Raw genomic sequence first — 12,266 nt, 5'->3', positions numbered from 1 at the left:
GCGGTCGTAGGCCGAGATGCCGGTGGTCACGCCCCGGCGGGCCTCGATGGACACGGTGAACGGCGTGCCGTAGCCCGACTCGTTCTTGGTGGTCATCATGGGCAGTTGCAGGCGTTCCACCAGCTGCGGGGCCATGGACAGGCAGATGAGCCCGCGCCCGTGGGTGGCCATGAAATTGATGGCCTCGGGCGTCGCGAATTCGGCGGCGATGGTCAGGTCGCCCTCGTTTTCGCGGTCCTCGTCGTCGACCAGGATGATCATCCGTCCCTTGCGGATTTCCTCGATGGCTTCTTCAGCCGAAACAATGGGCATGTGGCGTCCTCTTGCGGCGGGGCGCTCGCGCCGCCCCGGTGTGGTCGTATCAGAATCCGTGCCTGCGCAGGAAGTCCTCGGTGATGGGGCCCGGCCCGGGGGCGGACTCGCCGCGGGCCCCGGCGCGCGCGGCCCAGGGGCCGAGCATACGCTGCACATACTTGCCGATCAAGTCCGTCTCCATGTTCACGGCCCGGCCGGGGGCCCAGGAGGCGATGGTCGTCACCCGCTGCGTCTCGGGGATGACGTTGACCTCCAGCCAGTCGTCGCCGCAGGCGTTGACGGTCAGGCTCACGCCGTCCAGGGCCACGGAGCCCTTGGCGATGACCTGCGGGCCGAAGGCGGCGGGAAAGGCGAGGCGGTAGATGCGCGACTCGCCCGCCGGGCGCACGGCGGCCACCTCGGCCAGGCAGTCCACATGCCCCGAAACCAGGTGCCCGCCCAGGCGCCCGCCCAGGGCCAGGGCGCGCTCCAGGTTGACCCGGGCCCCGGTGCGCAGTGCGCCCAGGCTGGTCACGCGCAGGGTCTCGGCCGAGGCGTAGGCCGCGAACCAGTCCGGCCCGAAGGTTTCCACCGTCAGGCAGGCGCCGTTGACGGCGATGCTCTCGCCGGCCACGAAATCGCGCATGGACGCCGGGCTCACGCGCAGGCGCGTCTGCGCGCCGCGCGGCTCCAGGCCGACCACGGCGCCGGTGCACTCCACCAGTCCTGTGAACATGGCTAGCCGTCCTCCCGGGGGCGGTAGATGAGCAAGACGTCCTCGCCGCTGGGCCGGGCCGCGCTCCAGCGCATGGCCAGGGCCTGGTCCATGACCTGGGGGGCCAGGCCGTCCATCAGCGGCCGGGCCTGGCCGTCGGCCAGTATCTTGGGGGCCACGAAGAGCCGGAACTCGTCCATAAGCCCCGCGTGCAGGAAACTCAAGGCCAAAGACCCGCCCCCCTCGCACAGCACATACCACGCCGCGCACTGCTCGCGCAGCCGGGCCAGGCCCCGGCCCAGGTCCAGCCCCTGGCGGGGGCCCGGGGCGGGCGGCAGGGCCCACACGCGGCAGCCGCGCGCGCGCAGGGCTTCGGCCTGCCCCGTGGCCGCCTGGGCCTCGCCGGTCCAGAAAATGGTTTCCTGCGGGCGCTCGCGGGTCAGGGCGAAATCGTCCGGCCCGGGCAGGGCGCTGGTGACCACAACGGCCAGGGGCTGGGGCCCGGGGGCGGGCACGTCGCCGGGCAGGCGCACGGTGAGTCGGGGGTCGTCGGCGCGCAGGGTGCCCCCGCCGACGATGACCGCCTGGCAGCGCGCGCGCAGGGCATGGACCGCCGCGCGCGACTCGGGCCCGCTGATCCAGCGCGAATGGCCCGTGCGCGTGGCGATGCGCCCGTCCAGGGTGCTGGCCAGCTTGAGGTAGACGTAGGGCCGGTCCGTGCGCTGCCAGACCAGGAAGTCCGCCACCAGGTCGCGGCACAGGGCCTGCTCCACCCCCATGCGCACGGCCACGCCGTTGGCGCGCAGGAACTCGGCCCCGCCCCCGGCCACGGGGTTGGGGTCGGCCATGCCGGCCACCACCTCGCGGATCCCGGCCTCCAGGATGGCCCGGGTGCAGGGCGGGGTCCGGCCCTGGTGGTTGCAGGGTTCCAGGGTCACATACAGGGTGCAGCCCGCGGGGTCCACGCCCCTGGAGCGGGCGTCGGCCAGGCATTCGGGCTCGGCGTGGGGCCCGCCGCAGCGCCGGTGCCAGCCGCGCGCCAGCACCTCGCCCCCGCGCACGAGCAGCGCGCCCACGCAGGGGTTGGGCGCCGTGGCGCCGCGGCCCCGGGCCGCCAGGGCCGCGGCCTGGCGCATGAATTCCTCGTGGCTAGGGGCGGTCATAGGCGATGCGCGTGAAGGTCACGCCGGATTCGGCCATCATCCGCTCGGCCAGGGGGTCGGGGTAGGCCTCGGTGAAATAGACCGCCGCCACCTGGGCGTTGATGAGCATCTTGGTGCAGATGAGGCAGGGCTGGGTGGTGCAGTAGAGGTCCGCGCCCTTGATGCTCACGCCGTGCAGGGCGGCCTGGATGATCACGTTCTGCTCGGCGTGCAGGCCGCGGCAGATTTCGTGGCGCTGGCCCGAGGGCACGCCCAGCTCCTCGCGCAGGCAGCCGATGTCCAGGCAGTGGGGGGTGTCGCTGGGGGCGCCGTTGTAGCCCGTGGCCAGGATGCGCTTGTCGCGCACGGCCACGGCGCCGACCTTGCGCCGGGTGCAGGTGGAGCGTTCGGCCACCAGGTAGGTGATGCCCATGAAATAGTCGGGCCAGGACATTCGCGTGTTCATGTGCCTCCACCTCCGGGCCCGGGGGCCGGGCGTGATGTCAATTCGCGGCCGGGGCGGCCCGGGCCGGGGCGGCATGCGCCGCCCCGGCGGACCGGCCCGGGCGGCCTACCAGGCGAAGAGCGGGAAGTTGCTCGTGTAGTCGCGGACCTTGGCGCGGATGTCGGCCAGGCGCGCCTCGTCGTTCACGTCGGCCAGGGCGTCGACGATCCACTGGCCCACCTGCTCCATGTCGGCCTCCTTGAAGCCGCGGGTGGTCATGGCCGCCGAGCCCAGGCGGATGCCCGAGGTCACGAAGGGCGAGCGGGTGTCGAAGGGCACGGTGTTCTTGTTGGCCGTGATGCCCGCCTTGTCCAGGGCGATCTGGGCGTCCTTGCCGGTGATGTCCTTGGCGGTCAGGTCCACCAGGATGAGGTGGTTGTCCGTTCCGCCGGAAACCAGGTCGAACCCGGCGGCCAGCAGCGGCTTGGCCAGGGCCCGGCAGTTGGCCACCACCTGGACCTGGTAGGTCTTGAACTCGGGGCGCAGGGCCTCGCCGAAGGCCACGGCCTTGGCGGCGATGACGTGCATGAGCGGGCCGCCCTGCATGCCGGGGAAGATCTGCGAGTTCAGGCGCTTGCCCAGGTCGGGGTCGTCGGCCAGGATCATGCCGCCGCGCGGGCCGCGCAGGGTCTTGTGCGTGGTGGTGGTCACGATGTGGGCGTGGCCGACGGGGGTCGGGTGGACTCCGGCGGCGATGAGCCCGGCGATGTGGGCCATGTCGACCATCAGCGTGGCGCCCACCTCGTCGGCGATGGCCCGGAAGCGGGCGAAGTCGATGATGCGCGGGTACACGGTGGCCCCGGCGATGATCATCTTGGGGCGGCACTGCTTGGCCGTCTTTTCCAGGGCGTCGTAGTCGATGAGCCCGGACTGGCGGTCCACGCCGTAGGCCTTGATGTCGTAGAGCTTGCCCGAGAAGTTCACCGGGCTGCCGTGGGTCAGGTGGCCGCCGTGGCACAGGTCCATGGCCAGGACGGTGTCACCGGGCTCGCAGGCCGCGAAATAGGCGGCCATGTTGGCCTGGGACCCGGAGTGCGGCTGCACGTTGGCGTAGGCGCAGCCGAACAGGGCCTTGGCGCGGTCGCAGGCCAGGTCCTCGACGATGTCCACATACTCGCAGCCGCCGTAGTAGCGCTTGCCGGAGTAACCTTCGGCGTACTTGTGGGTCAGCACGCTGCCCATGCACTGGCGCACCGCCGGGGAGGTGAAGTTCTCCGAGGCGATGAGCTCCACGTTGTGGATCTGGCGGTCGATCTCCTGGGTGACGGCCTTGGCGACCTCGCGGTCTTGCAGGAACAGTTCTTCCATCGCGGTATCCTTCCTGGTGCTCTGTTGCGCGGGCCCCGCGCGGGGCCCGTGGCGGTCTTGCTAGTCCTCGAAACGCTTGAACAGCACGGAGCCGTTGGTGCCGCCGAAACCGAAGGAGTTGGACAGCACATAGTCGACGCGGCGGCGCACGGTGCCCTGGGCGGTGTAGTCCAGGTCGCATTCGTCGCCGGGGTTGTCCAGGTTCACGGTGCCGGGGATGGCGCCGTGGTACAGGCTGAGCACCGAGAACACGCCCTCCACGCCGCCGGCGGCCCCGAGCAGGTGGCCGATCATGGACTTGTTGGCGGTGACGGACACGCGCTTGGCGTGGGCGCCGAAGACGGACTTGATGGCCCGCGTCTCGCACAGGTCGTTCAGGTAGGTGCTGGTGGCGTGGGCGTTGATGCAGTCCACCTCGGCGGGGGCCACCCCGGCCTCGCGCAGGGCGGCGGACATGGCCAGGGCCATGCCCGCGCCGTCCTCGGGCGGGGCGGTCATGTGGAAGGCGTCGGCCGAGGCGCCGAAGCCCACGACCTCGCCGTAGATGGTGGCCGAGCGTCGGCGGGCGTGCTCCAGCTCCTCGAGCAGCAGCATGCCGCAGCCTTCGCCCATGACGAAGCCGTCGCGGTCCTTGTCGAAGGGGCGCGAGGCGCGGGCGGGCTCGTCGTTGCGGGTGCTCATGGCCTTCATGGCGCAGAAGCCGCCCACGGCCAGGGGGCTGATGGTCGACTCCACCCCGCCGGTGATCATGGCGTCGGCGCGGCCCATGGCGATTTCGGTGAAGGCGTAGCCGATGCCGTGGGTGCCCGAGGCGCAGGCCGAGGTGATGGCCAGGTTCGGGCCCTTGGCGCCGGTGAAGATGGCCACCTGGCCCGGGGCCATGTTGCCGATGACGATGGGGATGAAGAAGGGCGACACGCGCCGGGCCCCGCCTTCCATGTACTTGGCGTGCTGGTTCTCGATGGTCTCCAGCCCGCCCAGGCCGCAGCCGAGGATGGTTCCCGTGCGCGCGGCGGTCTCGCCGTCCAGCTCCAGGCCCGCGTGGGCCAGCAGGGCCTGGGCACAGGCCACGGCGTACTGGGTGAAGATTTCCATGCGCCGCGCCTGCTTCATGGGAATGTGCGCGGTGGCGTCCCAGCCCTTGACCTCGGCGGCGATGGTGGTGGCGAAATCGGCGGCGTCAAAGCGCGTGATGGGGGCCACCCCGCTGGTGCCGGCCAGCAGGTTCGTCCAGCTCGTTTCCAGGTCGTTACCGATGGGGGTTATGGCGGAAAGGCCGGTAACGACGACCCTTTTCCTGTGCATACAGCCTCGCTTGAGCCCCTGGGGGCGGGCTCACCGGGGTGGGGTTGACGGAGAAAACGGAAGCGTCTCGTGGCCCCGCAGGGCCACAAGACGCTCCGCGAAGGGCAGCGGCAGGGCGTGGCCCTATTTGTTGTTGGCGATGTAGTCGATGGCGTCCTGCACCTTGACGAGCTTCTGGGCCTCGTCGTCGTCGATCTCGATGCCGAACTCCTCTTCCATGGCCATGATCAGCTCGGTCAGGTCCAGGGAGTCGGCGCCCAGGTCCTCGACGAAGGAGGCGTCGTTGTGCACTTCGTCGGCGGAAACGCCCAGCTGGTCCACGATGATCTCTTTGACTTTGGCTTCGACGGACATTGTTCCTCCAGTCTTCAATTTGCTTTGTTGGCGGGCGGGCCCGCCGCTTGTTGGCGTTACATGTACATGCCGCCCGTGACGGACAGGCACTGGCCCGTGACGTACGCGGCGGCGTCGGAAACGAGGAAGGAGACGGCCCCGGCGATGTCCTCGGGGGTGCCCAGGCGCCGCAGGGGGATGCGCTCCAGCATCGCCTCGGTGATTTTTTCGGGCAGCACGGCGGTCATGTCCGTGGCGATGAAGCCCGGGGCCACGGCGTTGACGGTGACCCCGCGCGGGGCCAGCTCCAGGGCGGCGGTCTTGGTCAGGCCGATGAGCCCGGCCTTGGAGGCCACATAGTTGGCCTGGCCCGCGTTGCCCGACTGGCCGACCACGGAGGCCATGTTGACGATGCGCCCGGCGCGCTGGCGGCCCATGATCTTGGCGGCCTCGCGCAGACAGGCGAAGGCCCCGGAGAGGTTCACCCCGAGCACGGCGTCCCAGTCTTCGTCCTTCATGCGGATGAGCAGCCCGTCGCGGGTCATGCCCGCGTTGTTGACCAGCGCGGCCAGGTGGACCTTGTCCTTGATGTGCTCGGCGAAAAAGGCGGCGATGGCCGCGCGGTCGCCCTGGTCCAGGCGGAAGGCGCGGGCGCGGCCCCCGGCGGCCTCGATGGCCTCGACGGTGGCCTGGGCCTCTTCGGGGCGGCTCACATAGGTCAGGTAGACCTGGAAGCCGTCGGCGGCCAGGCGCAGGGCGCAGGCCTTGCCGATGCCTCGGGATCCGCCGGTAACCAGTGCTGTCTTGGGGAGGTCGCTCATGATGGTGTGGTGCTTCCGGGCCGGGGCCCGCGTCTGGCCGCGCCCGGGGCGCGAGGGGTTGTCCGGTTCGCCTCGAAGCCGTGTTTGTAGCCTAAATCAACGGCGGGGGCAACAGGCTGTCCCGGTCTGATTTTTTATTTATTCCAATGTGTTGAAAACATGGTTGCGGGCGCAGCCTAAAATTGGAGCAACACCGCGCCCCAGGTGAACCCGGCGCCGAAGGTGGTCAGCAGCACGCGCCCCCCCGGGGCGAAGGTGCCGTCGGCGCAGCCCTCGGCCAGGGCGATGCCCACGCTGGCGGCGGAGGTGTTGCCGTAGCGCTGCACGTTGGCGAAGACCTTGTGCGCGGGCAGGTCGAGCTTCTTGCCCACTGCCTCGATGATGCGCAGGTTGGCCTGGTGGGCGACGAACATGTCCAGGTCGTCCACGGTCATGGCGTGGCGTTCGAGCATCCGGCGGCACACGTCGGTCATGCTGCGCACGGCGACCTTGAAGACCTCGCGCCCGTTCATCTGGACAAAGAAGTCGTCGCCCACGGGTTCGCCCGGGGCGTAGGGCCGGGCCGAGCCGCCGCCAAGGATGGTCAGCAGCCCGCCGTGGCTGCCGTCGGACTCGAGCATGGCGTCCACGATCTCGATGGCCCGGGCGGCGGGCTGTGCGCGGACGACCGCCGCCCCGGCCCCGTCGCCGAACAGCACGCAGGTGGTGCGGTCGGTCCAGTTCACGCGCGAGGAGAGCACCTCGGCGGCCACCACCAGCACCGTGGCCCCGGGCTCCAGGGTCGTCAGGGCCCGGGCCATCTGCAGGGCGTAGAGGAAGCCGGAGCAGGCCGCGTTGAGGTCCAGGGCCATGGGCGCGGCCAGGTCCAGCTTGCGGGCGATCTGGGTGGCGGTGTTGGGGCAGTAGGAGTCGGGCGTGCAGGTGGCGCAGATGACGTGGGTCACGTCGGCGGCGTCCAGTCCGGCGTCGGCCAGGGCCGCGCGGGCGGCCTGGGTGCCCAGGTCCGAGGTGACCTCGCCCTGGGCGATGTGGCGCTGGCGGATGCCCGTGCGGGTGACGATCCACTCGTCGCTGGTCTCCACGCGCGCTTCCAGGTCGTGGTTGGCGATGTTCGCGGGCGCGTGCAGCCCGACTCCGCAGATGTACGCTGGCATGGTGGGAATCCCTGGTTTTGGCGGCGGGCCGGGGCCCGCGCGGCTAGGCCCGGGTGAGGTCCCGGTTTTTCTCGAGAGCCTGGTGGATGTGCTCGTTGGCGCCGCTGGCCACGAACCGCCCGGCCATCTTGACCGCGCTGGAAATGGCCTTGGTGTTGGACGCCCCGTGGCAGACGATGACTATGCCCTGCAGCCCGAGCAGCGGGGCGCCGCCGTATTCGGCGTAGTCGGCAAAGCGCGCGAAGCGCTTGAGGCGGCCCATGGCCAGGAGGGTGCCCAGGCGCCCCAGCAGGCTGCCCGTCAGCTCGCGCTTCAGGACCTTGCCCATGTTGGAGGCCAGCCCCTCGGCCAGCTTGAGGGCCACATTGCCCACGAAGCCGTCGCAGACCACCACGTCCACATCGCCGGTGAAGATGTCGCGGCCCTCGACGTTGCCCACAAAGCGCAGCGACGAGGCCTTGAGCATCTCGAAGGCTTCCTTGACCTGGGAGTTGCCCTTGCCCTCCTCCTCGCCGATGGACAGGATGCCCACCCGGGGGGAGTCGTAGCGCAGCACGTCGCGCGCCAGGACATCGCCCAGTATGCCGAACTGGAAGAGGTGCTCGGGCCGGGAGTCCACGTTGGCCCCCACGTCCAGAAGGACCATGGGGCCCTTGACCGTGGGCAGGATGCCGGCAAACGCCGGGCGCAGCACCCCCTTGACCCTGCCGATGACGAACATCCCGCAGGCCACGGAGGCGCCCGAATTCCCGGCGCTGACCACGCCGTCGGCGCGGCCCTCCTTCACCAGGCGGCAGGCCACCTGGATGGAGGAATCCTTTTTGCGCCGCAACACGTCCGACGGCTTGTCGGACATGGCGGCGACCTCCGAGGCGTGGACGATTTCCACGTCCAGCCCGGCGGTGTCGTGGCGGGCGAGCTCGGCCTCCAGGGCGGAGGCGTCGCCTACCAGCAGCAGGCGCAGGCTCTTTTCGCGCGCGGCGGCCAGGGCCCCGGGGACGTTGACCCCGGGGCCGTGATCGCCGCCCGCGGCGTCCACGGCAATGCGCGGGATGCTACTCGGCATTGTCCACGGCGAGCAGCTGCTTGCCCTTGTACACGCCGCAGCTCGCGCACACGCGGTGGGGCACGGTGGGCTCGCCGCACTCGCAGTAGATCACGGTGGGCTTGGCGACGTGGTCGTGGGCGCGGCGCATGCCCTTTCTGGACTTGGAGGTCTTCTTTTTCGGGACAGCCATTGCGGTTACCTCTTTATTCGTTCTTCGGGCCGGGGCCCGTGTCCGCCCGGGGGCGGCTTAGTTCTTGCGGCCGATGGTCAGCCCGCGCAGGGCCGCCAGGCGCGGATCCCCTTCCTCGTCCCCGCAGGCGCAGGGTTCGAGGTTCAGGTCCGCCCCGCAGCGGGCGCACAGGCCCTTGCAGCCCGGCGAGCACAGGGCCTTGCCGGGCAAAGCGAGGACGAACTGTTCCCAGAGGATCGCCCCCGCGTCAAGCTCAATTTTTCCGTCCTGCTCGCGCAGGGGGCTTTCGCCCGTGGCGTCCTCGTCGTCCAGGCTCTCGGAGACCTCGAACTCCTGGTCGACGGCGCAGGGGGCGGGCCGGGTGCAGCGGGCGCAGGGCAGGGTCACCTCGCCGGTGAGCCGCCCGGCCATGGTGGCCCCCCGGCCGTGGGGCCAGACGCGCACCGTGGCGGACAGGGGCGCGGTGACGGTCGCGTCCATGCCGAAAGCGGCGGCCGGGCCGGTCCACACGGCCTGGTCGTCAAACGAAAATTCCCGGCCTTCCGCCGGGATGTCGGAAATATCCAGCCAAATGCTTTTTATCATGGTGCTGCCTCGCGCGAGGCACTAGGTCTATCCGAAATCGTCCCGTTGTCAAGGTAAAAGCGCTTGCCTTTTGTTCGGGGAAGATATAAGGAGGCAAATTCGCTGCGGCTGAAAGGCCGGAAGGGCCGGGCGGCCCCGGCGGAATCCATTTCGAAATCGCGCAGCGGGTGGCCGGGGGCCACACCGCCGGGAATAAAGGAGGACCATCCATGAGCCAGACATGTGACATCTGCGGCAAGCGGCCCCAGGTCGGCAACAACGTCAGCCACGCCAACAACAAGACCAAGCGTCGCTTCATGCCCAACCTGCAGAACGTGCGCGTGCAGCTGGACAACGGCTCCGTGCAGCGCATGTGCGTCTGCACCCGTTGCATCCGCTCCGGCGCCGTGGCCAAGCCCGTGGCCAAGGCTGCCGCCCAGGAGTAGCCTCCAGGCTCCGCGCCCCAGGAACGTTCAGGCCCCGCCCGGCATGCCCGGCGGGGCCTTTTCCGTGGCCTTCGGCGCGGCCTCAGTAGTAGCGTTCCCCGGGTTCGCGCCCGCGCACGGCCCGGGCCGGAACCCCCAGCGCCACCACCCGCGCGGGCACGTCGGCTACGGCCACCGCCCCGGCGCCCAGCACCGCGTGCTCGCCCACGCTCACGCCGTGGATCACCGAGGCGCCCAGGCCCACATGGGCGAAGGTGCCCACGCGGACGTTGCCGCCCAGGGCCGCCCCGGGGCCCAGGCTGGCGAAGTCCTCCAGCACCCCGTCGTGGTCCAGGCTGGCGCCGGTGTTCACGATGCAGTGGCTGCCCACCCGCGTGTCGGGCCCGAGCACCGCCCCGGGCATGACCACGCTGCCCGGGCCGATGGCGGCCCCCCGGGCGATGCTGGCCGCCGGGTGAACCGCCGTGGCGAAGGCCAGCCCCGGGGCCAGGGCCGCCAGGCGCCCGGCCACCCGCGCGCGCACGGCGTTGTCGCCGATGGCCACCAGCAGCGCCCGCACCCCGTGGGCCCGGGCCGCCTGGACCAGGGCGTCCTCGCCGCCGAGCACCGGCAGGCCGAAATGCCCGGCCCCGGCGGGCAGGGTGGCGTCGATGAACCCCGCCACGCGCCACAGGCCCTGGCGCTCCACGATGTCCGCGACCACCTTGGCGTGGCCCGACGCGCCGACGATGAGCAGGGCGTCCATGCGGCCTCCCCGGCCTCAGGCCCCGGCCAGGGCCACGGCCCGGCGCAGGCGGCAGGCAGTGGACTCGCGGCCCAGCACGAGCATCATCTCGAACAGCCCGGGCGAGAACGTGCGGCCCGACAGGGCCACGCGCACCGGCTGGGCCACGGCCTTGAACTTCAGGCCCTGGCCGTCCAGCCAGGTCTTGAAGCCCTCCTCCAGGGGCCCGGGCTCGAACACCGGGGCCTCCTCCACCAGCCGCGCGGCGGCCTCCAGCAGGGGCGCGCTTTCGGCCGTGACGAACTTGGCCAGGGCCGCCGGGTCATGCTCCAGGGCCTGATCGGGCGCGAAGAAGAAGGCCATGCCCTCGGCCATTTCGCGCAGGGTCTTGGCCCGGGGCTGGTAGAGCGGCACCGCCGCGGCCAGTCGCGCGGGGTCGGGGTCGGCCACGCCCAGCTCGGCCAGGAAGCGCGGCAGCAGCCCGGCCAGCCGCGCAGGGTCGGCTTCTTTGATGTAATGGGCGCTCACGGCCTCCAGCTTGGCCATGTCGAACATGGCCGGGGAGGTGCCCAGGCCCTTTTCGGAGAACAGCTCCACCATCTCCTGGCGGGTGAACAGCTCCTGGTCGCCGTGACCCCAGCCCAGGCGCAGCAGGTAGTTGACCACGGCCTCGGGCAGGAAGCCCATGGCCTCGTATTCCATGACGCTCATGGCGCCGTGGCGCTTGGAGAGCTTCTTGCGGTCGGGCCCGAAGATCATGGGCACATGGCCGAAGGCGGGCACGGACAGGCCCAGGGCCATGTACAGGGCGATCTGCTTGGGCGTGTTGGACAGGTGGTCCTCGCCGCGGATGATGTGCGTCACGCCCATGTCGGCGTCGTCCACCACCACGGCCAGGTTGTACATGGGCGAGCCGTTGCCCCGGCGGATGACGAAATCGTCCACCATTTCCTCGAAGTCCATCTCCATGGGGCCCTTGACCATGTCGGCCCAGGCGCACAGGCCCTCGGGCGCGCGGAAGCGGACCACGCGGCCCGGGCCGGGGCCCAGGTTCCTGTGGCGGCAGGAGCCGTCGTACTTGGGCTTTTTGCCTGCGGCCTTGGCGGTTTCGCGCATGGCGTCCACCTGCTCGGGGGTGCAGTCGCAGTAGTAGGCGTGGCCCGAGGCGATCAGGCGCTCGATGTACTGGTCGTACAGCGGGGTGCGGTCGCTTTGCAGGTAGGGGCCGTGGTCCCAGTGCAGGCCGAGCCAGGTCATGCCGTCCACGATGGCCTGGGTCATTTCGGGGGTTGAGCGGGCCTGATCGGTGTCCTCGATGCGCAGGACGAACTCGCCGCCCCGGCCCCGGGCGAAGAGCCAGTTGAACAGCGCGGTGCGCGCGCCGCCGATGTGCAGAAACCCCGTGGGGCTGGGGGGGAACCTGGTGACCACCTTGCTCATTGCTGTCTCCGGATGCGGACGGCGCGCGGGTGCGCGCGGGGTCGTATTATAAGGAAGAAGGAGGCAGGGGCCCGGCGGGCGCCGGAGCCTAGACGGCCTCCACGCGCACGACGCGGGGCACCTCGGCCAGGATTACGCGCTCCACGCCCAGGCGCAGGGTCTGCCCGGCCATGGGGCAGCCTTTGCACGCGCCGGTCAGGCGCACGCGGACCACGCCCTCGGGCGTGACATCCACCAGTTCCACGTTGCCGCCGTCGGCCTGCAGGGCGGGGCGGAT

At 70.7% G+C, this 12,266-nt stretch carries 16 protein-coding genes; 1 reads left to right on the top strand and 15 read right to left on the bottom strand.

Going from position 1 to position 12,266, the window contains the following annotated elements; all coding sequences use genetic code 11:
* The 12 genes from M0P34_RS08340 to M0P34_RS08285 all read right to left on the bottom strand — a co-directional run.
* Positions 1–312: 3,4-dihydroxy-2-butanone-4-phosphate synthase (locus M0P34_RS08340; RefSeq protein ID WP_291498359.1), on the bottom strand; the 312-nt coding region annotated here is incomplete at its 3' end.
* Positions 313–361: 49 nt separating this feature from the next.
* Positions 362–1,030: a riboflavin synthase gene (locus M0P34_RS08335; RefSeq protein ID WP_291498357.1), complete on the bottom strand. Its 669-nt coding sequence runs from the start codon at positions 1,028–1,030 to the stop codon at positions 362–364.
* A gap of 2 nt (positions 1,031–1,032) precedes the next feature.
* Positions 1,033–2,172: a bifunctional diaminohydroxyphosphoribosylaminopyrimidine deaminase/5-amino-6-(5-phosphoribosylamino)uracil reductase RibD gene (gene ribD, locus M0P34_RS08330; RefSeq protein ID WP_291498355.1), complete on the bottom strand. Its 1,140-nt coding sequence runs from the start codon at positions 2,170–2,172 to the stop codon at positions 1,033–1,035.
* The gene (locus tag M0P34_RS08325) at positions 2,159–2,617 is read right to left on the bottom strand and encodes a cytidine/deoxycytidylate deaminase family protein (RefSeq protein ID WP_291498353.1); all 459 of its coding nucleotides are present in this window, start codon (positions 2,615–2,617) and stop codon (positions 2,159–2,161) included. Before M0P34_RS08325 ends, ribD begins: the two co-directional genes overlap by 14 nt.
* A 105-nt stretch (positions 2,618–2,722) precedes the next feature.
* Positions 2,723–3,964 carry a serine hydroxymethyltransferase gene (gene glyA / locus M0P34_RS08320; RefSeq protein WP_291498351.1) on the bottom strand — a complete coding sequence of 414 codons (1,242 nt, stop codon included), beginning with the start codon at positions 3,962–3,964 and terminating at the stop codon, positions 2,723–2,725.
* A 60-nt stretch (positions 3,965–4,024) separates the two neighbouring features.
* The gene (fabF, locus tag M0P34_RS08315) at positions 4,025–5,269 is read right to left on the bottom strand and encodes a beta-ketoacyl-ACP synthase II (RefSeq protein WP_291498348.1); all 1,245 of its coding nucleotides are present in this window, start codon (positions 5,267–5,269) and stop codon (positions 4,025–4,027) included.
* A gap of 123 nt (positions 5,270–5,392) precedes the next feature.
* Positions 5,393–5,623 carry an acyl carrier protein gene (gene acpP / locus M0P34_RS08310; RefSeq protein WP_291498347.1) on the bottom strand — a complete coding sequence of 77 codons (231 nt, stop codon included), beginning with the start codon at positions 5,621–5,623 and terminating at the stop codon, positions 5,393–5,395.
* A 56-nt stretch (positions 5,624–5,679) separates the two neighbouring features.
* Positions 5,680–6,423 carry a 3-oxoacyl-[acyl-carrier-protein] reductase gene (fabG, locus tag M0P34_RS08305; RefSeq protein WP_291498345.1) on the bottom strand — a complete coding sequence of 248 codons (744 nt, stop codon included), beginning with the start codon at positions 6,421–6,423 and terminating at the stop codon, positions 5,680–5,682.
* Positions 6,424–6,599: 176 nt separating this feature from the next.
* On the bottom strand, positions 6,600–7,577 hold the full coding sequence (locus M0P34_RS08300) for a beta-ketoacyl-ACP synthase III (RefSeq protein ID WP_291498343.1): 978 nt from the start codon (positions 7,575–7,577) through the stop codon (positions 6,600–6,602).
* Between the two features lie 43 nt (positions 7,578–7,620).
* Positions 7,621–8,643, bottom strand: a complete 1,023-nt coding sequence (gene plsX, locus M0P34_RS08295) for a phosphate acyltransferase PlsX (protein WP_291498341.1) — start codon at positions 8,641–8,643, stop codon at positions 7,621–7,623.
* Positions 8,633–8,815, bottom strand: coding sequence for a 50S ribosomal protein L32 (gene rpmF / locus M0P34_RS08290; RefSeq protein ID WP_291498339.1), 183 nt, complete (start codon positions 8,813–8,815; stop codon positions 8,633–8,635). Before rpmF ends, plsX begins: the two co-directional genes overlap by 11 nt.
* 57 nt (positions 8,816–8,872) lie before the next feature.
* Positions 8,873–9,400, bottom strand: a complete 528-nt coding sequence (locus M0P34_RS08285; RefSeq protein ID WP_291498337.1) for a DUF177 domain-containing protein — start codon at positions 9,398–9,400, stop codon at positions 8,873–8,875.
* Between the two features lie 209 nt (positions 9,401–9,609).
* Between M0P34_RS08285 and rpmB the strand changes: the two genes are divergently transcribed.
* Positions 9,610–9,825 carry a 50S ribosomal protein L28 gene (gene rpmB / locus M0P34_RS08280; RefSeq protein ID WP_291498335.1) on the top strand — a complete coding sequence of 72 codons (216 nt, stop codon included), beginning with the start codon at positions 9,610–9,612 and terminating at the stop codon, positions 9,823–9,825.
* A gap of 82 nt (positions 9,826–9,907) precedes the next feature.
* Here the strand turns inward: rpmB and M0P34_RS08275 are convergent, their stop codons facing one another.
* From M0P34_RS08275 to M0P34_RS08265, 3 genes are all read right to left on the bottom strand, one after another.
* Positions 9,908–10,570 (bottom strand): acetyltransferase, encoded by a 663-nt coding sequence (locus M0P34_RS08275; RefSeq protein ID WP_291498334.1) that lies wholly within the window; start codon positions 10,568–10,570, stop codon positions 9,908–9,910.
* A 15-nt stretch (positions 10,571–10,585) separates the two neighbouring features.
* Positions 10,586–11,989, bottom strand: coding sequence for a glutamate--tRNA ligase (gltX, locus tag M0P34_RS08270; RefSeq protein ID WP_291498332.1), 1,404 nt, complete (start codon positions 11,987–11,989; stop codon positions 10,586–10,588).
* 88 nt (positions 11,990–12,077) lie between these two features.
* Positions 12,078–12,266: NifU family protein (locus M0P34_RS08265; protein WP_291498330.1), on the bottom strand; the 189-nt coding region annotated here is incomplete at its 5' end.

Source organism: Desulfocurvus sp., from assembly GCF_023230885.1.
Classification (GTDB): domain Bacteria; phylum Desulfobacterota; class Desulfovibrionia; order Desulfovibrionales; family Desulfovibrionaceae; genus Desulfocurvus.
Note: the sequence above shows the minus strand (reverse complement) of the source record. Positions and strands in the feature narration are given on the sequence as shown.